The following is a 22,667-nucleotide window of genomic DNA, read 5'->3' on the forward strand; positions in this document are numbered from 1 at the left end:
CTTAGTTGAAATTGCACTGACAATTGTTGCAATGAAAATAACCAGTTGGCTGTTGGGGTTGTGAAGGCTGTACCAAGCTCTCAATTAAACCACCAACCACGGCACCAGCAAGCCCACCGAGTAAGGGGGAAAATGGTGTAGGTAAACTTTTAGCAATACTTGCACCCAACCCTGCACCTGCCATCGATGAAAAGCTGTTATTGCCTGATGGCTGTGCACTTGCACGACTAACATTGTCTGAACAACAATATGGACATGTAATATTCATAAGATAAACCTCATTAAATGAAAAAGGCTTACTGATGAGTAAGCCTGTAAATTTGAATGTAAAGGATAAAAGAAACATTCAATCTTCATGTTAATGATGTGTATTTATGATTTTTTGGGATCAACCAAATGTCCTCATTCTCTTACATACCTTGACTCTTAAATGTTGTTGTTCTTTTTCAGGCCTTACTAGGTATTGAATTGTAGTGAGCATATTATCTACTTGACCAGCATCGTCTCTATAAATCATGCCTATCCCCAATCTACCCATTTTCTCAAATTGATTTAAATAATCTAAGTCATGACAATTAAAATAATAACCTTGGCATTCCGTAATTTCAGCCCATACATCACCTACACGCTTTGCAATGCCATAGGCATTTTTATGTTCATGTCCTCGATAAACTAATAGTAGATGACAGTGATAACCTTTTTTTACTCCTTGTTCTAATGCCCATGCATATTCAATTAGTCCGCTAAAGATCCTATCCTGATTATTAATCCTCTGTCTCAATATTCTCATATCATTATCAAGATCTGCAACATCAATTAAATGATGATATTGTTTCTTATAAGCAAGGTCTAACCTGACTACTAATATCCTTGAATAACGGTTTGATACTTTCCGCATACGTCTAACTAATCTTTCAGTATTTTCATTTTCACTATAACGATGATCCCTTAACTTACGTTTATGCCTAGTTATATAAAACTCAAACCTGAATTTAATATCCACAAATGATAAAATCTCTAATTGTTTTATTAACTCAGCTTGACAATCAATCCAATCATGAAGCTTATAAATTAATTCAATAAAAACTTCAATACAACCAAAGTAACTATAATCTGGATTATAAATACTATTAAAATCAATTAAAAGTTTAGATAATTTATTATAGAAATTTCTAGGCTTTAATTTACAATCACAAATACTACTAATGTAATTTTCAATTTCTATTAAAAATTCTGATTCATTAATTCCCATATCACCCTCTCATACTGATTAACACCATATAAAGAGCAATCCTGTAAATTAATTATTTAAATTATTAATAATATTAAAACCCACAAAAAAAATAAAACAAAACTCATTAAATAAAATAATCTATACCACTCAAAATGCTTACCATATATAGATAAAGTAAACCTAAAAAACCATAATCCATAAGAATTACTTATTATTTTTAAGATTGAATTATCTGTCGTTTAGCACACTATAGTTACATAAATACAAGGTACCCTTAAAATATCAATACATCACAAGGTAATTCATAAAATATAACTTGGGTTGGTAGTGATACTCCCACCACAACTTTACGGTGCTCACTACCCACCTATGCACTCTACAAAAAGCATTTGGAAAAATAAGGAGAAAATGCATGAAATAAGGCTAAAAAACTACTTGAAGCTCTAACGAATAAATCTAAAATTTAAGAGTAAGTTTTTCGTAAAGAGATAAAATTATGAGCAATATTGAAGAAATTAATCAGCTTAAAGAAGTACTCAAGCAACTAAATGATGTGGATCTTGTACCTGCATTATGCTTAATGGAAATGGATATTGAATCTAATAGCTTTAGGGATTTTCAAAAATATTTGGATAGACAATTAATGCGTCCTTTTATCCAAAGATTAAATACCATTAAAGGATTAAGTGAAATTCGTCAAATTATTTTAAATTACTATTCAACTCAAGAATGGGATTATATAGATGATTATCTAGAAGAGCTTAAGACATTTAAATTAAATTTAAAAAATCGTGGGCGAGATATATCAAAATATCAATCTAATCCAAGACTATTGGCTTTTGCACTAAACTATTATGAAAAAAAATTCAGACGTGGAGATAGTTTTATTAATGATATAGATAATCATTTTTTTAAATTTTTATTTGTTATATTTTGTCATCCTGATTATAGCCAAAGCATTGTTGAATTGAACATTATTGAGGAAAAATTCAGTCAACTTACAAACATTCATCTGATCCATTTTATAAAAAATGATACGATTGATTTTTACCGATGGGCGAAGAAATATATGGATGACCATAATAATAAATACCATAGTACAGCATATAATCCTATAACAGAGGAAGAGTATAGAACCACTGTTAATATTATCTTTGATAAAATTTTTGATGAGAATGAAGATATCTATGCAGCGTTAAAAGATAAGCTAGCAAATGCTTGGTATCAAAAAAAATACCGTCAAAAAAACAAAGGTAAAAAAGAAAATTATTATGCTTTAACAAAAAAAACTAGGGATGCTTTAGACGCGATAAAATATAAAAGGAATATGAGCGAAGAAAAGGTTATAGAAAGCCTAATCAATGAATGTTTTATTAAAGAATGTTCAGACCATAATGGAGTTTCTTTATTTTAAGATAAAATTAATAAAAAAAGGGGAAGAAAACCTCTCCTTTTTATAATGAAAATAAATTAAATAATCAGGAAAAAATGAAATATATTTATTATACAAACCTTCTTCAAACCAATTACAAACCAACTTATTTTTAGGGTAATAACTATAAAGAGTTCTTGAACTTTTAAATTCAAATCCAAACCTATCCATTATTAAAATCGCATTTTCCGCATAGGCGATATTAGTTTCTCTATATAAATCTATTATACTTTCATATTCAGGTACTTTATTAATTGCACCCTCCTCCATATATCTTGAAGAATATTTTACATATAAACCACCTATATATCCTGCACATCCATTCACGTCATCAAAAAATATTTTCTGATGATTTAACCTATTGCTTATATCGCAAATATAATTTAAAAAATCATTATCAAAATCAAAATCTTGAGAAGAAATACTCTTATATTTTATATTAATTAATTTTTTCGACTTTGTTATTAAATTAGCAAATAGAATATCTTCATCTAACTCCGCCTCATCCTTTTTAAAATCAATAGTCATTAAATTTATTTTATCTTTAATAAAAATTTGATTTTTCATTATTTCAAATTCAACAAACAACATTGCTCTAAAAAAAACATCCAAAGATTTTTTTTCAATTTCCTTTTCACCCGTTTTATTTTTTCGTGTACTTATCTCATCACCCATTAATGATTCATATCCATTCCAAAACTTACTGCTGTACTTTTTTAAATCTAGAATCTCTCGGCTTAACAAACTAATTAAGCCTCCAATAGCCATAAAACCATACTCGTAGTAAAGACAAAACCCAACAAACTTAAAAATAAAATTTTTACTTATCTTCTTAAATTTAGTCATTAAACAGTCTAAGTCTTTTAAAAAATCATCTTCTAAAAAATTACAAGCTATAACTTCATTTAATAATTTTTCATAGAGCTGACCAAAATCTTTAAGCAATTGAAAATTACAATCTTCCCTAAGTATATTGCTCTGAATTTCAAAGCCACTTAACAGAAAATGCTTATATAATTCTGCTTTTTTTCCGTCATAACCTCGTTCTAAATTTAAATCATCAATCATTTCTAGAATAAGCGAATACTGAACTTCTCTAGCATCTGTATTGTTCTCTAAAAAAACATAATCGTGATAATACAAATAATCTAAAACATTTAATGCATATTTTTTTAATTCTGTTTTTTTCACCATTGTCAATACCAAATCAACCTTAACTTTTAACATCATTGTCCACTTTTTCATTATTTATCACAATGATTGATATCAAGATTGTTGTAAGAAAATTCAAAAACTTACCTATCTGATAATTAAACCTCTATTTATAAGGATACCATCATGCAAAATACACTAATTAAAACTTCTGATTACTTATTCATGCAATTCAGAACATTAACACCATCATTAGAGCAAGTCTGTAATGTATATTACCCACACCTTAGCAAAGCTAAAATATTAGAGAAAGCCCGTAATATGGAATTTCCATTCGTATGCTTTAAAATAGATGATAGCCAAAAATCACCATATTTTGTTGATATTATTGAATTAAGCTATCTACTTGAAGAAAAATACAGTGCCAGTCTTACTGACTTCAATAAATTCATGCAATCAGTGTTAAAGCATCATTCAGGCTCATAAGATTTTTTCTTACTTTAAGTGAAACATATCGCTCTAGACTACTCCACGAATCATGCAGACTCACTTGTTGGATTTGTGGAATAGTCATTCCTTTCTCTGCTAACCGTGTACAGCCTTCATGACGTAAATCATGAAAATGTAAGTCATCTATCCCCAACAACTTGCAAGCCTTTCTAAATTCACTCCCCACTGTCTTTGGACTTAATGGCACGAGTAGATTTTCATCGTAACCTCGTTTTAACATTCGATGCCGAACATTTCCATCAAGCAATAAATCAATCATTTGCTGACAATCACTATGAACACTAAAATCTTTGTGGTTGCCTTTAGAGCCATTCGGATTTTTTAAATCCCGAATTTTCCATATTTTATTCGGTTCATCATAGTCATCCAATTGCATCCGTGTAATCTCCGCTTCCCGTCTGCAAGAGAAAATTGCAAACCACATGATTAAGTGCATAGGGTAACTGTAAGTTGAGTGATCCCACTTTCTAACAAAATATTTTGTCAGGCTTTCTAGCTCCTCAAAAGTAGGTAACCTATCTCTTTTTTGACTAGATGAAATTTGACGAGTCTTTCTTAATTGGGCAGTCGTTCTATCAAATAACGATAAATCTACTTTTAAATTCCACATAATTGAAGCATGGCTTAATACTCCTCTGATGTGCAATAATTCATGCTGTAGTGTACTAGTGGCGATTGGCTGTAAATTCAGTTTATCAATTCCTTTTTTCCGTAAGGATACATGGTTAGAAATATGAGTTGAACCTATTTCAGTAACCATATTTTGGGCAATAGGTAACTTCTGAATCAACTTAAGCGAATAGGTTTTTGTACGTCCATATTGATCACCAACCTCTGCTAAATATTTAGTGATCGCATCATTTAAGGTCAAATCAATTAGATTTTGCTGACCAAACAAAATTTCTGGATTTTCATCAATTTCTGCTTCACGTTTACCAACCCATAAGTTAGCTAATCGCTTTGTAGAAAATGTCTGGCTTTCTTTGAATACAGGAAATCCTTTTTTATTGATTCTAATCTCTGCACGGTAACGGATTGTGCCATCCTTAAGTTTTCGTTGTGTTATAGTACCCACAAAATTTACGCCTCAGACAAATTTACGCCATTATGGCGTAAAAATGGCGTAAATCCTAATCGAAATGGTGCAAATTAGGCGTAAATTATTGCAAATAATTTAGTATCAAAATCAACATAAATGGATGATTTTTAATGATTAAATCAGACACTATTGAAAATACTAAAGATTTCAGAATCAGTGTTGCGCCGATGATAAAGTGGACGAACAAACTCATGTTCTAATGACAATGAAAGTACAGCATTACGCAGTAAACGGAAACCATCCGTAGGAGGTGCCATAAAACGCGTTGATTTGCCTGCTTCAGCAATAATCTCACGTGCAGCCCCAACACGATCAAAAGTGTAGCTTTGTAAGATTTTCTCAGGTGCCCAACCTTTTACTGCGGCTGCTAATTTCCAAGCTAAATCTTGTGCATCTTGAAAACCTGTATTTGCACCACGCACTCCAAAAATTGGTAATAAATGTGCAGCATCGCCCACGAAAATAATACGGTTATGTACATAATTATCTAAGGTCAATGCACGTGCTGAATAAACTGTACTCCAGTCCATTTCCCACTCAAGATGATCTTGCCCAATCATTTTTAATTGATCGTTGACAGCTTTATGTAAATTTTCTGGTTTCAATGCTTCTTCGGGGCTAATCGATGGATCTAATTGATAATCAAAACGCCAGATATTGTCGGGTTCACGATGCATTAAAATCGTATTCCCAGGATTCCAATCAGGTGAAAAGAAAGCTAAACGTTCAGTGGGATAATCCAACTGAATACGAATATCCGCAATGACAAAACGACCTTCATAACTCGCTCCTTCCATCCACAATTTCATACTTTCACGAATCGGGGAGCGACCACCATCGGCTGCAACAACCCATTTGGAAGTATGCTGATATGTTCCTTCAGGCGTGTCTATCGTTAAAGTAACCTGATCCTGTGCTTGTACGTGATCGACGACTTTATTTCCCCAACGTACTTCAATATTGTCTTGTTCTTGAATCGTTTCTAATAAAAAATGCTCTAACCAATTTTGTTGTAAATTATTTAAGGGTGCAAACTGATCATGTTCATTGGTGGGTGATGCCATGCGAAAAGCAACTTGGCCTTTATAAATTGAATTACCATGTGTCCAAGCTAAAGCTTTTGACATGATCCGTTCTGCTGCACCTGCTGCTTGTAAAATTTCCATCGAACGTTTGGTATAAACCAGTGCGCGACTACCTTCAGACAGTTGTAATTCAGCAGACAATAAAATGACTTTGATCCCCTGTTTTGCTAACAATAGTGCTGTCGTCATCCCGATTGGACCTGCTCCAACCACAGTAACCGTTTGTTCGTCTGTCACAACTTCTGTTTGACTATGAAAGTGTGGAAAAACTTCATACTGATAGTAAAGCGATTTTCTTGGCTCTTGTGCTAGAAAATGCATATTGAACTCCTTGTCATATATATACTAAATTTAAGACTTTGTTTCGGATGCCATCACAAGCGTTGTGGGCATTTTTATTGCAGAATAATCAGATTCAGGACATACAACGCTGCGGTACTTTTGGCTACCACGTAGCCCATAGAAATAAAAAACATAAAGGAAAATAGTCAGTACGATACAAATGATCCAAACCCACGTAAACGAACCTGAAGCAGTGACAATGAACCATTACGTGAGCAGGTTTTCTTTAAACAAGTTGATGTAAGCCTACATCTTCCTGTGCATATACCGGGATATACTGACTTTTACTCATCCAAAGAACATGCAACGAATGTGGGGTGTATGTTCCGTGATCCTAAAAATGCACTTTTAGCCAATTGGTCTGAGCTACCTGTAGGCTATAACGGTCGTGCAAGTTCAGTGATTGTGAGTGGCACAAACATTGTCCGTCCATCAGGTCAAATTAAATTACCAACAGCGGATCGCCCACAATTTTCAGCCTGCCGTAAACTCGACTTTGAGTTAGAAACAGGTTTTATCGTCGGGAAAGCCAACACATTAGGTGAACCGATTGCAATTGAAAATGCATGGGATCATATTTTTGGCATGGTGCTGTTTAATGACTGGTCTGCTCGTGATTTACAGCAATGGGAATATGTGCCACTCGGTCCATTCAATGCAAAAACATTTGCTTCCTCAATCTCCCCATGGATCGTGACCTTAGAAGCGCTTGAACCTTTTAAAACACATTCTCCAATACAAGAGCCTCAGCCCCTTCCTTATTTACGTGAAGACCACAGTAACAACAGCTATGACATTCATCTGTCTGTAGAAATTCAAGCGGAAGGTGCAACGCAAGCAAATGTCATTTGTGAAACCAATTTCAAATATATGTATTGGTCAATGGCACAGCAGTTAACTCACCACACGATTGCAGGATGTAATGTGCAAGTGGGTGATTTAATGGGTTCAGGAACCATTTCAGGACCAACGCCAAACTCCTACGGTTCTCTGCTCGAAATCACATGGAATGCGACCAAACCATTAACACTTGCCAATGGTGAACAACGTACCTTTATTCAAGATGGCGATACAGTCACGATGAAAGGTTTCTGTGAAAAAGAAGGTGTACGTATTGGCTTTGGTGCTGTATCAGGCAAAATTCTGCCTGCCATTCAATTTAACTTTGCAGAATAAGACGGATAGCGTAAATGAAACTGTACACCTATTTTCGCAGTTCAGCCGCCTATCGGGTACGTATAGCACTGAATTTAAAAGGCTTAGATGCAGAATTAATCCCTATACACTTGGTCAATCATGGCGGTGAACAGCATAGTGCTGCATATCGTCAAGTTAATCCGAGTGGACTTGTCCCCGCCCTCTGTGATGATGATTTTACCCTAACACAATCGCTCAGCATCATTGAATACTTAGATGAAAAATACACAGAAACTAGTCTACTCACACAGGATTTACAACAACGCGCCCAAGTACGTGCATTTAGTTTAAGCATTGCCTGTGACATTCACCCACTCAACAATCTGCGCATTTTACAGTACCTCACACAGACCTTAGAGCTGAGCGATGCACAAAAATCTGCATGGTATGCGCATTGGATTGAGATAGGTTTTCAAGCACTTGAAGCTCAATTAATCCATTCAAATGGCAAATTCTGTTTTGGTGAACAGGCAACATTGGCAGATTGTTGTCTGATTCCACAGGTGTATAACGCGAAACGCTTCAATATTGATTTATCTGCATATCCGAAAATTGAATCGATCTATGCACATTGCAACACATTACATGCATTTCAACGTGCAGCACCTGAAGCACAAGCTGAAGCAAATTAAAATTTTTATAAGGATATAAATGATGACGATTCAAATCGAAAAAATTCACCATGTGGCTTACCGCTGTAAAGATGCAAAAGAAACGGTCGAATGGTATAAAAAAAATCTCAATATGGATTTTATCTTAGCATTTGCAGAAGACTATGTGCCCTCAACCAAAGCATTTGACCCATATATGCACTTATTTTTAGATGCAGGTAATGGCAACGTTTTGGCATTTTTTGAGCTACCGACACAACCTGAAATGGGACGTGATGAAAATACACCGAAATGGGTACAACACATTGCATTAAAAGTGAAAGATCGTGCTGCGTTGGTAGAAGCAAAAGCGCATTTAGAAGGCAATGGTGTCAATGTTTTAGGCATCACTAATCATGGTATTTTCCATTCGATTTATTTCTTCGATCCGAATGGTCACCGTTTGGAATTGGCATATGACGATGAAAAAGCACCGCAAAAAATTGCAATGATCACCGAAGAAATGAAGCACGAAATGTTAGAAGAATGGTCTAAAAATAAACGTGCACCACACCATACCCACTTTCTCCATGCTGCTGAATTAGATGACAATGCAGCTGATGCCAAAGTGGATGCTTAATTTTAGGGATGATCTCGTTCATGAATAAATGGGTTGCAAGTGCTGAACTGGCAGGTGGCTTTGGTTTATGTGATATTCCTGAACTATTCATCGATGCTTTTAAAAATACAGCAGTCAAGGGTTTGACCTGTATTTCCAATCATTCTGGAGTAGATGACTTCGATTTAGGTAAATTATTACAAACCACAAAAATCAAAAAATGATTTCATCTTATGTGGGTGAATTAGATGTTGAATTTGCTCAAGATGTCACGCTAGAACAAATCAAGGCAGCAATAGGTATTGAGCTGATTTTAGATGCTGTTGCGACATAATTGATTTTATTGAACATCCAAGCAACTGAAATTGCTTGGATGTTTGATGACGATGAGTTAATTTTTATATTTATAACTAGTAAACATACTGTAGTAATAACTGAGCATATGTATTGCTCTGTGTACCATTTACTTGTGATCCGCCATTTAAAAGTGCTTTTTTCGGTTTAAAGATCCCCAATAAAGGAATGACATTGATATGCGGAGTCGGTGACCAAACCGCAAAGATATCAAGCTCATGTGCATCTAGATTTTCTGTGTCTTTTTTAATCGTATCAAATTGATACGCCAACATGCCTAAATGTAAATTTTCCTTAACGGAAGCTTGCAATGAAACCTGATGAATACGTGCATTGCTGCTAAATGGCCCCGCATAATTTCCTGCAACTTCACCTTGAAACCATGTACCAAAGCCTGCGTCAGTATTACCATAAAACAATGCATCATAATTTTCTGAAAATGATGAAAAGCGATACCCCAAAGTCGGCTGAAATGGCATGTGCTCAAATTGATAATTTAATGCCATATACCATGCATTTTCATTTTCATGTTGCTGATCTTGATAGACATATTCGCTACTAAAAGCAAGCTGATCATTGATTTGTGTCTTTGCTCTAACAGCAATATCTTTTAAATCATCACGTACAGATTCATGCTGTGGATCTTCAAGCTCTGCTATCTGTAAATACGTCAGTCCAAAATCATAATTTTTAAATTGATACTGCCAATCGGTTGCCCATAAAGTCGGTTGATATTGAGCTTGATTATCCGATTTTAAATAGTACCAATGGCTTTTTAAACTGTCCGTCAATTGAGAATGTAAAACCGTTGTAAAATCAAAACTTTTACGCGCTGCAATATAATAACCACCACCCCGATTGAGTTCACCATCGGCTATGCCTTTGCCCATATTTAAGGCATCACCAGCAACTAAAAAACCATCTGCAATTTGCACACTTTGACGACCTATACTCAGATCAATTTTGGCTTTATCTGCTGCACCGTTTCGCCAGCCCAGTGACCATTCACCTACCGTTGTTTTGCGCTCACTGCCATCGCTAAAGCCTGCTGCATCGCCATCACCAAAGGTCGCTGAACTGAGCCCTTTCACTGTGGCGTACAGTTCATTTTTACCTAAGCGATATTGCCCTTCAACACCATAAGACGCATAGGCTTCTTGCCATGAAATATCATCTTGCGCTTCAGGATTGTTGTAACTTTTTTTGCTGTACATCGCACCATACATCATGTCTATACTCGGTTTGATGCTTAAGTTTTCATTGATCTGCGCATTGTCAGCCTGTACAGCAGCATTCCCCAACAATGTAAAAATGCTGAGTGCATATACTTTTTTGTTCATGTCTTTTCTCATTGTGATCAATCTAAAAAAGGATCAGCACCAAGCTGATCCTTTCAGAATGCACATTAGTTTTAATGCTGCATTTGTTGTTTTTGTTGCTCGTTGTCATTTTTTAAGGTGGGTGTACTGTCAAAGAAATTCCAAGGTTTCAACATGGTATATACCCATTCCGTTGGCATAATTGGCCATTCTTCTGCACGTGCGACATGGGTAGTTCCTGTCGTCATCCAAACCACCAAATCTTGATCTTTAATATTGTCATTGTTGGCAACAAACTCGCCAAGACCTGTGTCTTTGACAGAACGATTTGAATATTTACCTTCAGGGAATAGTTCATTGGCATCTCGCTTCGTGACCCAAATTTGCTTGTCCATAAAGCTTAAACGTTTAAACAACCATTCATCTGGCGAGAAGTTCGCACCTTTGGCAATGGGGTGTGTGCCGCCTGCAAATGGAATCATTTGATAAGATACAGGATTGCCCATACGGTTTTCTTTGTTGAGATTGGAAATTAAACGAATCGTCGATGGATCAAATTTTTGGGCAGCTTCTTGTTCAGTATTGACAATGCGTTCGTTGACTTCCATCGCACTGCTACGCGGACCACCTCGGGTATTTTTAGCCACGACAGGGTCCATCTCAACGAAACTGTTATTGCCTCCATCTACATCCATATCCAAACGGAAATTATAAATATGTTGATGGGTTGTCCCGACAATATTATGGTCAATCAGCGTACCAAAACGCGTATCTTCTTTGGCTGTTGCATCATGCATTGTACGTGCTTTAACGCCTTTGACTGCTTCAATCCCTGTTGCACCCGCATTAATGCCAATAATACCGTTGTTGTTAAATACCCAGTCAAAAATATAGTCATAATTACCTACCGTACTAATCCAACGCACCACCAATTCACGGCGCTCCGAACTAATATTCGGTTGATTCATTTCTTGATGTTTAAACTCAGGGCCTGCATAACGTTCGAAAACTGCAATCGCATTGGGAATGACACGTGGCTGACCTGTGTAATCAGCAATCACAGCATCGAGCAGTACTGCATTATCAGGTGCATCTACACCCTTTTCAATTGAGGACGTCAGTGTCCCCATACCATATTCGCCAGAGTCTAGATAAGACTTAAAGTACCAACCCATATCAGGATCACCATAAGGCACAACCATGCCCCCAAGGTTGCCTTCATACATGACTTTACGTTTATCGCCTTTATCTTTATAAGTTACGGTTGAAACTTTTAGCCCCACCCGTGAATCTAAGCCCACATGGAAACACCAAGGTCCCCAATGAATGGTTTGTCCTGTAATGGAAAAATTTTTACCTTCAGGTTCAACGATATTTAAAGGTTTAAATTGGTTCTTATCATTTTTATTTGCAATAGAGTTTGCCGTCATCGGCACAGGAATAATTGCACCTTCTTCGAGTTTCACAATTTTCTTATTGTCTAAATCGACCACTGCAACAAGATTTTCAATCGGATGTGCCCAATAATTACCATCACCCGTATCTAAATAAGACACCACTTTTAAAACATTGAGTTCACGGTCTAAACCATCTTTACCACCAAAATAACCGACTGTTAAAGGGGTCGTCACAACTTTAGAAATATCTTTAACCCCTCTTTTTTCGAGCGCTTTTTTATAATTTTTATCTTGCGTGACAATCTCTTGTACAGCAACCATATCGTCATATAACACCATACCATGCGTATTGTCTAAAACTTTCCATTGCGTGACTTTTTGTGTTTTTAGATCGACTAAACCTTCGATCACTTGCTTACCTTTTAACAAAGTAAACTCAGCGATTCGATCCTCTTGTAACGCTTTACCACCGATAAAAGCATCCCATACTTTTTCTTTTTCAGGGTCTTTCAACTTAATTTCTGAAAAACGCATATTTGGGTAAGCATATTCTGACTGTGTAATCGCTTTAAATGTTTGAGTAATCTCTTGTGATGTTAAGCTATTAAGTGGATGTGCAACTGATTCAATTTTAAATGTTTGATCTAAACCTGACTGAAAAATCTCTGAAGCAAATTCTTTACTCACCACGGGCTGACCATTTTTTTCAACCAATGGCACACTGACTTTGAAAGCTTTACCATTGACCAAAACGGTATCTGAATTTGCTTTTGCCCGTACAATTAAAGACCCCTTTGCAATGGTATAGGTATTGGTAAAATCATCTTTTTTAACGTCTGCGCCAAAATCGCTCATGTTTTGATATAAGGACACCATTTCGGCTGTTTGACCATGTGCCCATGCATGATGTTGAACCCCTAAAGCAAGTGCAGCAATTGCAACATTGAACGTTGCGAAGTTTTTTAATGATTGTGTAATTTGATTCAATTGCATTGTGTCAAAATCCATAATAAACACGACGATAGATTTAAAGTAATGCAATTCAATCGATAAAAAATCCTCCTAAAGGATGATTTTTATTTTAAAAACTTCAGCATAATCTCTTGACGATTATTTATTCCTGTTTTCTGATAAATATGCTGTACATGGGTTTTCACTGTTGCCAAACTACAGTTTAAATACTGCGCAACTGACTGATTATTTAAACCTCTTAATATTAATTCAAGCACTACGATTTCTTTTTTAGTAAAATGATAAGCATCATATATTGCGCTATTTTCTAACTGATCTGTTTGATTAAAAAAATATTTTTTGGATAGCTCACAAAAAGCATCCAACATATTTTTTTCTTGTACAGTAAAGATTTGGCTATTCTTTTCTCGAATAATACTTAAACCTAAAATAGGTTCACCATTACGTTTTCTAAAAAAAATTTCAGCAGTATCTTTTAATTTCCAACGTTGCATAAAATCCGCATAGTGATCATCACAGGTATATTCACTCAGTAGTTCAACATTATGATCTTTATGTTGATAATGCTTCATAAATGATACAGGATCATTTTCGACTTCACGATTTAAATATTCTGTTAATGATTGTGCAGGAATATTAAAATTTTGATAGTTATAAGCATGGTGAATGTTGTCAATCGAATACAACAAGTAGCCATCAAAATCAAAGACTCGACTCACTTGCTGAATAAAATTTTGAGTAAAATCTGTTATAAACTGATGATTAAGCATAATTTCCACCGATCCTGTTCGGAAATATGATTAGCAAGATATACGCCAAAAAGTCCTTTGCTTCCTGCAAAGGACTGATCAAACTTTATGACGTAATATGAACCGCTTGTTTATGGGTAAATAACAATAAACCGTCTAAACCAAATGAATAACCTAAACCAGACAGTTTCCAGCCCCCAAAAACGGCTGCAGGAGATAAATCAGAATGGCTATTAATCCAGACTGTCCCTGTTTCCATTTGACTGGCAATATTTTCAGCAAGTTCTAAATTTTGACTCCATACTGAACCACCTAAACCAAATTCTGTGGCATTGCTACGCTGTAATACTTCATCAATAGTCCTAAATTTTAGTACAGGTAGAACTGGACCAAATTGCTCCTGATCCACTAAAGCCATGCCTTCATGGACATTGGTCACGATGGTTGGCGCAATAAAATAACCGGTCTCTGGTAAAGCTTGCGCTGTGCTCACAACTGTTCCACCTTGTGCAACAGCATCCTGAAGGAGGGCTTTGACTTTGTCATATTGCATTTTATTTTGCACAGGGCCAAAGCTGACAGCAGCATCTGTACCATCGCCAATGACTTGCTGATTTGCGATCTCGACTAATTTTTTAACTAGAGCATCATAAATATTTTCATGCACATATAAGCGTTTAAGTGCCGCACAGGTTTGACCTGCATTTAAAAATGCTGAACCAAAAATCTTTTCTGCCACCCTCTCTATATCGGCATCTTCAAGCACAATACCTGCATCATTACCCCCCAATTCAAGCACAACACTTTTTAATGAACGTACAGAATGACTCAAAATACTTTGTCCTGTGCGTGTAGAACCTGTAAATGTCACTTTATCTACAGCAGCATGTTCACTTAATGCTTGTCCAACCTCGCCTTGACCTAAAACAATATTACATACGCCTTGCGGTAAATGACGATTAATAATTTCAACCAATTTAATCGTGCTCAGCGGGGTATATTCAGAAGGTTTATTGACTACACAGTTTTTGGTTTTGAGGGCAGGAAAAATATGCCAAACGGCAATCATAAATGGCCAATTCCACGGCGTAATCGATGCCACTACACCAAACGGACGATTATACACCTTAATGGTTTTACCATTTGGCTCTGTCATGGTCTCCACAGGAATGTCTAGACTGGTTAAATATTCAATCCAGCCAGCACCTGCTTCGACTTCAAACTGAACCGTACCGGGTTTGTCGGAGACCAAGCTTTCTGAGAGAATGTCCCGATGAAAAAAGTAAAATATACCCCTGAAATCAGAGAAAGAGCGGTTGAATTATTGATTGAATCCGAGAAAGATTATCCATCGAATTGGGCTGCGATCACCGCTATTGCTCCCAAGATAGGTTGTACTCCTGAAACTCTACGTGTTTGGTATCAAAAATATTTAGATAAACAAAACCCAATTAAAGTACAGCAACTTTCAGATCAAGAACGTATTAAACAACTCGAACGTGAAAATAAAGAACTGCAACGTGCTAACGAAATTCTACGTAAAGCAGCCGCTTTTTTCGCCCAGGCGGAGCTCGACCGCCCACACAAATAATGGTAGATTTCATCCATAACAATAAGGCGTTATATGGTGTTGAGGCGATTTGCAGGATTTTACCGATCGCGGCTTCTACCTATTATCGAACACTAGATTTCGTTGAAAACCCAGAACATCGAGCAAAGCGAGATCTACATGACTTGCATCATGCTGAACAAATTAAACGAATTTGGAAGGAAAGTTCAGGTCGATATGGTGTGCGTAAAGTTTGGCAAAAATTGAAACGTGAAGGCTATGTTATTGCTCGCTGTACAGTTGCTCGATTGATGCAAAAACTAGGTATACAAGGTGTTTGGCGTGGTAAGAATAAACAAACTACCCGTAGCCGAGAGGATCAAAAACGAGCAGATGACTTGGTGAAACGCAATTTTAGTGCTGATCATCCTGACCAGCTATGGGTCGCTGACTTCACGTATATTCAAACAAATTCAGGTTGGGTTTATACTGCATTTATTATTGATGTCTTCTCACGAGCAATTGTTGGATGGAAAGTATCGACACGGATGAATACAGATATGGTGCTCGATGCACTTGAGCAAGCGTTACATGCTCGAGACATGCCAAAGAATGTGATTCACCATAGTGACAGAGGGGTTCAATATCTTTCCATTCGCTATACCAATCGTTTAGAAGCAGCAAATTTACGAGCATCAGTCGGTACGACCGGTGATTCATACGATAACGCTTTGGCTGAAACAGTGAATGGCTTATACAAAACAGAGGTGATTGAATATTTAAAAGCAGACTGGCAAGGTTTAGCGGATGTACAACTTGCGACATTAAATTGGGTAGATTGGTTCAACAAAAAGCGTGTACACAGCGCATTGGGTTATGTATCGCCTTTTGAGTTTGAAGCAATGTACTATGATAAGATTAACCCGTTAGGTCACGTGGCCTAACTTAAATAAAAAGTCTCCGACAAACCCGGTACGGTTCACTTGGTGCATTTGGTGCTGTTATATCTTTACCAGAATTATGACTGATATCTGTATTCGCGATATAAGCAACCGTTCCTATTGCACCCGCAATACCTGCGATAAATGGCAATGTCCCTTCTACAGAATCATATAATAAGGGTTCAACATTATCTAAGCCTGCATAATTAATCGTTTCTAACGAAACATTATTTAAGTCATTAAATTGAACCCAAAGTAACTCATTATTATTTTCTAAAACTAAACTATTATCTAAGGTAAAGAAGTTTTCGATTTGAATCACTTCTCCAGTATCAAGTGTGATAATTAAATGATCACCCTCTCTCATCATATTTTTAATTTGCTCTTTGCTATATTTTAGTACTACAACAGAAGGAGCTTGAACTGAAAAACTTGAGCTGGTTACTAGCGATAAATTTCCAGTATCCTTAGATACTATTGATATATTTTCCATTCTTCCACCGTTATCAGAAAATACTGATTTTAAAAATTATTGAAATCCTACCATGCAACTATGATTTTAAAATCACATAATAATTTTATGATTTAAAATTAATAAATATTATGTGAAATTTAATTAAATATTTAAAACTTCTACATCAAATTAATAAAAAACTAAAATATATATTAAATATATTTTTATTTTTATTTTTTAAAATCAATTAATTGGAAAAAATATTCATATAAAAATGATTTTATTTAATTTATCTAAAATTATTATTAAATATTTATTTATATTATTTTTTAAAAATTTTATGTTAAATTTTATTAAAACAATAATGTGAAAAATATCACAATAAAAAATATTATAATACCATAGAACACATTAATCAAAATAAATGTAAATTTTATTTGTAATGCAAAAATTGCATTTAAAGTAAAAGTTGGAGAAATATTTTTATATAATTTTAATCAAAAAAAGCCAGTATTTAATACTGGCTTTCTCATCCATTAAGTACTTATCTTTCTCTTAATGCTTCTTGTGCTTTATTAAATGGTTTAAGTAAATATTCCATAATTGTTTTTTGTCCTGTACGGATATCGACTGTTGCCACCATACCCGGTGTAATCGCAAATGATTGCCCCGCTTTGTTCACTAATTTATCAACATCTGTACGAATATAAACACGATAATAAAATTGATCTTGCTTTACTTCATCTCGAATGGTATCAGGAGAAATCACCACAACTTTACCCGCTAAACCGCCATAAATTGAGTAATCATAGGCTGTAATTTTCACGAGGGCTGCTTGTCCAGGATGAATAAATGCAATATCTCTTGGTGAAATACGGGCTTCGATCAGTAACTTTTCATCCAAAGGAACCAAAGTCATGAGTTTGCCATTTTGTGGAATCACCCCACCAATCGTCGTAATTGCTAACTCTTTGACTACAGCACGCACAGGCGCATAGAAAACAGAACGTTTAACTGAGTCATTTCGTCCTGTCACCACTTGCTGTAAAGACTTAATATCCGCATTGGCTTTGGCAAGTTCTTCACGCGCTTTTACGTAATAATCATTACGCTTGTCATTGATTTGGTTTTCAAAATTATTAATATCACGCTTTAAGCGTAATACTTCAACTTCAGATGCAGCACCTTTTGCAACCAAAGGTTCAGTCATTTGTAATTCATTTTGAACTAAAGACAAAGCATGTCTTAAACCTGCAATCGACTCCTCTAAATTTGAGCGTCTAGAGCTGTAGAGCGCTGTTTCTTCATTGACTAAGTTTGGAATATCACGCACCTCTTTTGGAAAGCTCAGACGTGTTCCATTTACTTCAGCTTCTAAACGTGCCGCTGTTGCTTGCATCGCACGTAATTTACTCAAACTTTCACCGACTTGTGATTCAAAGCGCGTCGGGTCAATTTGTGCAAGAATCTGCCCTTTTTCAACAATATCACCTTCTTTCACTTCAAGTTTGGTCACCACACCACCATCTAAAGATTGAATAGTTTGCTCTTTCGATGATGGAATCACCTTGCCAGTACCAGTCGAGACCTCTTCTAGCTTGAACATACATGCCCAAACAATAAAAGCAGCCAAACCAAGCGCCACAATCCAAATGACTAAACTAGCTTTGGGTAGAGGAGGCTCAGAAAATTTAAGTGCAGAAGGATTACTTGGACGCTTTAATGTATCGAAGCCATTGTCTTGTTTTGTATTATTTTCAGGTAATTGTGCTGAACTCATACTGAAGTGCCTCCTGCATTATTTTGATGCGGATTCAAAATTTCATCACGAGGACCATCTTTCACAATTTTTCCATCATGAATCACAATAATACGATCGACCAACTGTAATACAGCAGGACGATGGGTTGCCACGATCAAGGTACGATGTCCTGACCATTGTTTTAAATGTTCAATCAAACTACGTTCAGATACATCATCCAATGCTGCTGTAGGCTCATCGAGTAATAAAATATTTGGATTACGTAAAATAGAGCGGGTTAATAACAAAGACTGTCGTTGACCACCTGAAAAACCAGCGCCACCTTCTAATATAATATGATCTAAACCTTCCTTTTTCTGTTCTACAATATCGAGTGCATTAGTAATTTTTAAGGCATTGAGAATATCTTGATCGGTAGCTAATGGAGCACCCAAGGTTAAATTCTCGCGAATCGTCCCGTAAAAAAGTTGTGCATTTTGATTCAATAAAGTCATATCACGACGAATATCATCAGGGTCAATCAAAGATTGATCTACCCCATCAAGGCTAATTTTACCTTGCTCTGGACTTTGCATACCTGACAATAATTGCAATAGGGTTGATTTGCCTGCCCCATTTCGACCTAAAATTGCGATTTTCTCACCAGCATTAATTTTGAGCTGAGGGATTAACAAAGATGGACGAGAATCATCTTCAGTATACTTAAACATCACCCCTTTAAACTCATAATCACCTAAAATCACTTTACGATGAATCAGTTGTGCACGATCAGGGCGATCCACAGGTTTTTTCATTAATTCATCCAAACCCTGTTTTGCCACTTTGGCTTGCTGCCAACGCCCTAATACCCCTGTAATTTGCGCAATCGGTGCAAGCATACGTGAGGATAAAATTGAACATGCCACCAATGCACCAGTGGTCATATCCCCTTTCATCACCGCAAAACAGCCAACCAATACTACAATCGCATAGGCTAAACCTTGAATTTTCTGCGTCCACGCATTGAGCCAACCTGTGATTTTACGTTGACGCATACTAATGTCAGCAGACACTTCATTCATGTGATTCCACTGATTTTGAAATCTTGCTTCGGCACGTAATAATTTAATATCTTCAATCCCTTGTACCGCTTCAACTAAAATTGCATTTCGAATAGCACCTTCACGCATACCTTCTTGTGCAAGTTGTGCAAGCTTTTTCTGCGCCATAAAACCTGGAATAATCATGAGAGGAACGACAAATAACATAACCCAAAATAGGTTACCGCCGATAATCCAAAAAATTGCAAGGAACAATAAGAAGAAAGGTAAATCTGCCATTGCACTGATGGTGGTCGAAGTCACTAACTCACGCACACCTTCTAATTCACGAATCTGTGAAATAAAAGAACCCGTAGATTTAGAACGATCTTTATTCCGAATACGTAAGGCATGCCCAAAAACCCGATCTGAAATTTTTAAATCAGCACGTTTACCAATAATGTCCGATAAATACACGCGTGCAACACGCAAGGTAAATTCGAAAATAGCCGCAATCAGTACACCACCTGCCAATACCCATAAAGTTGGAATCGACTGCGAAGGCACTACACGGTCATATACTTGCATCGAAAAGACAATAGTCGCTAACGCCAAAATATTTGCGACCATGGAAGCCACCATAATATCGGTATAACGCTTCCAATCTTTTAATACGATGTTCCAAAACCAACTTTGCTCATAAGGTTTAATGTACTCATCTACACGAGCATCAGGAATGGAACTTTCAGGACGAAAAATAAAAATCTGTTTCGCATTTTCCTGTAGTGCTTTTAACGTAAATGTCTGAGATAAACCTTGATCACCACTGAGTTGTAAACTAGCATTACCTTGCTGATCGACCTTTTCAATCACAGCGACTTGACCATCTTTAAACTCAATGACCACAGGTAAACGCCAAGGATTCAGTACATCTTTTGAAAAATCAGCACGGCGATAATTTAAACCCAATTGTTTGGTGACGATTTGCAATAAATCATCAATATTCTGATACTTATTCCAATCCAATTGTAGGCGTATCTGCTCTTCTGAGGGCTGAATACGATAATGTTGGGCAACCGTTAATAGGGCTTGTAGCCAAGGTTGATAATTGAGTGTCTGGTTCATTGCTGTACTTCAAACCCTTGAATTTTCGTATTATTAAGTTGGTAAATATCTCGACTCTTACCCATCACATTGATATACATTGCAAGTGTGTCATAAATGTCGTAGCGAGCAGATTCACGTTCAGCCCGAGAACTATGGAAAGACTGTTCAGAACTCAACAAATCTAAAATCGAACGTTTGCCCAATTTGTATTGTTCTTCGTATAGCTCACGAGTTTTTGCTGTTGAACGTTCACGGTCAATTAACACCCAAATTTGCTTGTCCATATTTTCAATATTTTCACGCGCAATTTGGCTTGAATCCATAATATTTAAATAAGTTGCATTCAGCTTAGAACGAGCAGCTTGCTCTGCATAAGCAGCAGAACGAATCTGAGAGCTGACAGCCCCTCCTTGATAAAAATTACTCGTCATCGAGATACCAATCGAACTATCAGTATCGTCTTGTTTTCCTGTGCTTGGATTTTTACCATTCAATGCCTGATTTAAAGAGGCAGTTAATGAAACCGTTGGATAACGACTGAGTTCTGTTTGTTTTTTCTGACTTTTGGCAATTTCAATTTCAGCTTGTGCTGCAATCATACTAGGAATAGTATTTAACTGTGGAGCATTATAAAGATCTGATTTCTTTAAAAATTCATCATGAATAATAAAATCTGTACGACTGACATCAAAACCTAATAAAGTTTTTAATTTTTGTTCTTCTTGGCGCAATTTATTTTGCTGTGTTAATAAATAGGTTTTTGCATATTCGACATAACTTTGTGCTTGCACAGGATCGGCATAGCTACTAATTCCTGCTTCTGAACGCAAACGGGCAATTTCATGCAAACGGCTCACGCCCTTCACTTGATCTTGTGCGATATTCAACAATACCCGATAACGTAATACTGCGATGATCGAACGGGCTGTTTCCGTAGCAATCTCATCAATATTTAACAAAACATTGGCTTGTTCAGCTTCCAATTTATTTTTTTGCGTATCGACACTCGATTTCACTTTACCAAAGTCATAAAGCAATTGGTTGGCTTCAATCGTATATAACTGACGTCCCCGATCACTTGAGGTAAAATCACCTGTATTCAAACCTGCCTTTAACTGTGGATAATATTGCGCTTTGGCTACATCAATATTGGCATTTTGTGCCGCTAAATTGGCTAATGCTTGAGAAATTACAGGATTACGTTTCACCGCAATCTGTACTGCTTCTTGTAAATTTAAATGGCTCTGTACTTCAGCCGTATGCTCAAATGCCGTAGTATCCATGTCAGAACTGACTCCCACTACAGGTAATTGCTGATAGATTGGATCAGGCTGAACTTGAAAATTAGACAACTGACTCAATTGTACCGTACTAAAAGAATCATCTGTTTTAGGACGAATAAAATTGGCAATATTTTTTTGCATATCTTGCAAATAACCAGATTGAGTTTCCGCATAAACAACACTGTTTAAACACAAACTCAGCCCAATACAAGCATTCATTTTTTTAAGAGAAAATGTGAAATATTTCGCTTTACACATGTGTAAACTGTACCTAGAGATAATATTGAATTCTCCGTAATGCTTAAATCTTCGATATTTTTTGATGTAATATTACGCACGCATCTAAAAACAATAAAAGACTTTTCTGATCACAGTTCAATTTTGCAAACAGTTTAGCCAAGAAGCACTAACATCGAAATCAATATCATGATTATCAATTTAAAAATCAATTCAGCAAAATCTCACCGATTAAATCATAAATAGCTTAAAATAAAACTCAAA

At 36.1% G+C, this 22,667-nt stretch carries 17 protein-coding genes, 3 pseudogenes and 1 other annotated feature; of the genes and pseudogenes, 7 read left to right on the forward strand and 13 right to left on the reverse strand.

The features are described from left to right. Position 1: 1 nt before the first annotated feature. Both G0028_RS18525 and G0028_RS18530 read right to left on the reverse strand, forming a co-directional pair. Positions 2-268, reverse strand: coding sequence for a hypothetical protein (locus G0028_RS18525; protein ID WP_180047334.1), 267 nt, complete (start codon positions 266-268; stop codon positions 2-4). Between the two features lie 120 nt (positions 269-388). Then, positions 389-1,252 carry an inovirus-type Gp2 protein gene (locus G0028_RS18530; RefSeq protein WP_180047336.1) on the reverse strand — a complete coding sequence of 288 codons (864 nt, stop codon included), beginning with the start codon at positions 1,250-1,252 and terminating at the stop codon, positions 389-391. A 478-nt stretch (positions 1,253-1,730) separates the two neighbouring features. Between G0028_RS18530 and G0028_RS18535 the strand changes: the two genes are divergently transcribed. Further along, positions 1,731-2,648: a hypothetical protein gene (locus tag G0028_RS18535; RefSeq protein WP_180047338.1), complete on the forward strand. Its 918-nt coding sequence runs from the start codon at positions 1,731-1,733 to the stop codon at positions 2,646-2,648. On the opposite strand, the gene G0028_RS18540 is transcribed toward G0028_RS18535, so the two are convergent. Further along, positions 2,640-3,911: a hypothetical protein gene (locus G0028_RS18540; protein WP_180047340.1), complete on the reverse strand. Its 1,272-nt coding sequence runs from the start codon at positions 3,909-3,911 to the stop codon at positions 2,640-2,642. The two genes, G0028_RS18535 and G0028_RS18540, sit on opposite strands and share 9 nt — an antisense overlap. A 93-nt stretch (positions 3,912-4,004) precedes the next feature. Between G0028_RS18540 and G0028_RS18545 the strand changes: the two genes are divergently transcribed. Beyond that, complete coding sequence (locus G0028_RS18545) at positions 4,005-4,304, forward strand: pyocin activator PrtN family protein (protein ID WP_180047342.1); 300 nt, start codon at positions 4,005-4,007, stop codon at positions 4,302-4,304. On the opposite strand, the gene xerC is transcribed toward G0028_RS18545, so the two are convergent. Both xerC and G0028_RS18555 read right to left on the reverse strand, forming a co-directional pair. Beyond that, positions 4,267-5,403: a tyrosine recombinase XerC gene (gene xerC, locus G0028_RS18550; RefSeq protein WP_180047344.1), complete on the reverse strand. Its 1,137-nt coding sequence runs from the start codon at positions 5,401-5,403 to the stop codon at positions 4,267-4,269. The two genes, G0028_RS18545 and xerC, sit on opposite strands and share 38 nt — an antisense overlap. 143 nt (positions 5,404-5,546) lie before the next feature. Beyond that, the gene (locus G0028_RS18555; protein WP_227554754.1) at positions 5,547-6,833 is read right to left on the reverse strand and encodes an FAD-dependent monooxygenase; all 1,287 of its coding nucleotides are present in this window, start codon (positions 6,831-6,833) and stop codon (positions 5,547-5,549) included. A 216-nt stretch (positions 6,834-7,049) separates the two neighbouring features. Here G0028_RS18555 and fahA point away from each other — a divergent pair. From fahA to G0028_RS18575, 4 genes and pseudogenes are all read left to right on the forward strand, one after another. Continuing rightward, a pseudogene (gene fahA / locus G0028_RS18560) lies at positions 7,050-8,030 on the forward strand (fumarylacetoacetase); the annotation flags it as partial. A gap of 14 nt (positions 8,031-8,044) precedes the next feature. Next, a complete protein-coding gene (gene maiA, locus G0028_RS18565; protein ID WP_180047346.1) occupies positions 8,045-8,683 on the forward strand; it encodes a maleylacetoacetate isomerase in 639 nt (212 codons plus the stop codon). Positions 8,684-8,705: 22 nt separating this feature from the next. Continuing rightward, entirely contained in the window at positions 8,706-9,281 is a 576-nt protein-coding gene (locus G0028_RS18570; protein WP_130072505.1) for a VOC family protein, read from the forward strand. Positions 9,282-9,301: 20 nt separating this feature from the next. Continuing rightward, positions 9,302-9,504: pseudogene (locus G0028_RS18575) on the forward strand (CoA-transferase); the annotation flags it as partial. A 166-nt stretch (positions 9,505-9,670) separates the two neighbouring features. Here the strand turns inward: G0028_RS18575 and G0028_RS18580 are convergent. The 4 genes and pseudogenes from G0028_RS18580 to G0028_RS18595 form a co-directional block, all read right to left on the reverse strand. After that, on the reverse strand, positions 9,671-10,954 hold the full coding sequence (locus G0028_RS18580; RefSeq protein ID WP_180047348.1) for a hypothetical protein: 1,284 nt from the start codon (positions 10,952-10,954) through the stop codon (positions 9,671-9,673). A 71-nt stretch (positions 10,955-11,025) separates the two neighbouring features. Further along, the gene (gene tynA / locus G0028_RS18585; RefSeq protein ID WP_180047350.1) at positions 11,026-13,323 is read right to left on the reverse strand and encodes a primary-amine oxidase; all 2,298 of its coding nucleotides are present in this window, start codon (positions 13,321-13,323) and stop codon (positions 11,026-11,028) included. A gap of 83 nt (positions 13,324-13,406) precedes the next feature. Then, entirely contained in the window at positions 13,407-14,072 is a 666-nt protein-coding gene (locus G0028_RS18590; RefSeq protein WP_174493994.1) for a helix-turn-helix transcriptional regulator, read from the reverse strand. A gap of 85 nt (positions 14,073-14,157) precedes the next feature. Continuing rightward, positions 14,158-15,306 (reverse strand): annotated as a pseudogene (locus tag G0028_RS18595) (aldehyde dehydrogenase family protein); the annotation flags it as partial. 18 nt (positions 15,307-15,324) lie between these two features. Here G0028_RS18595 and G0028_RS18600 point away from each other — a divergent pair. Continuing rightward, a protein-coding gene (locus G0028_RS18600; protein ID WP_194088711.1) for an IS3 family transposase occupies positions 15,325-16,544 on the forward strand; the annotation gives its coding sequence in 2 pieces (ribosomal slippage) (positions 15,325-15,601 and positions 15,601-16,544; 1,221 coding nt in all). Continuing rightward, positions 15,600-15,716, forward strand: a sequence feature (AL1L pseudoknot). Its footprint overlaps the gene before it by 117 nt. A 1-nt stretch (position 16,545) precedes the next feature. Here the strand turns inward: G0028_RS18600 and G0028_RS18605 are convergent. The 4 genes from G0028_RS18605 to G0028_RS18620 all read right to left on the reverse strand — a co-directional run bounded on the left by G0028_RS18605 (position 16,546) and on the right by G0028_RS18620 (position 22,424). Further along, positions 16,546-17,034: a BapA/Bap/LapF family prefix-like domain-containing protein gene (locus G0028_RS18605; protein ID WP_180047070.1), complete on the reverse strand. Its 489-nt coding sequence runs from the start codon at positions 17,032-17,034 to the stop codon at positions 16,546-16,548. A 505-nt stretch (positions 17,035-17,539) separates the two neighbouring features. Continuing rightward, positions 17,540-18,775, reverse strand: coding sequence for an HlyD family type I secretion periplasmic adaptor subunit (locus G0028_RS18610; RefSeq protein WP_130075214.1), 1,236 nt, complete (start codon positions 18,773-18,775; stop codon positions 17,540-17,542). Next, positions 18,772-20,901 (reverse strand): type I secretion system permease/ATPase, encoded by a 2,130-nt coding sequence (locus G0028_RS18615; protein WP_174494019.1) that lies wholly within the window; start codon positions 20,899-20,901, stop codon positions 18,772-18,774. Before G0028_RS18615 ends, G0028_RS18610 begins: the two co-directional genes overlap by 4 nt. After that, on the reverse strand, positions 20,898-22,424 hold the full coding sequence (locus G0028_RS18620; protein WP_174494020.1) for a TolC family protein: 1,527 nt from the start codon (positions 22,422-22,424) through the stop codon (positions 20,898-20,900). Before G0028_RS18620 ends, G0028_RS18615 begins: the two co-directional genes overlap by 4 nt. Between the last annotated feature and the right edge of the window lie 243 nt (positions 22,425-22,667).

This window comes from Acinetobacter piscicola (assembly GCF_015218165.1).
Lineage (GTDB): Bacteria > Pseudomonadota > Gammaproteobacteria > Pseudomonadales > Moraxellaceae > Acinetobacter > Acinetobacter piscicola_A.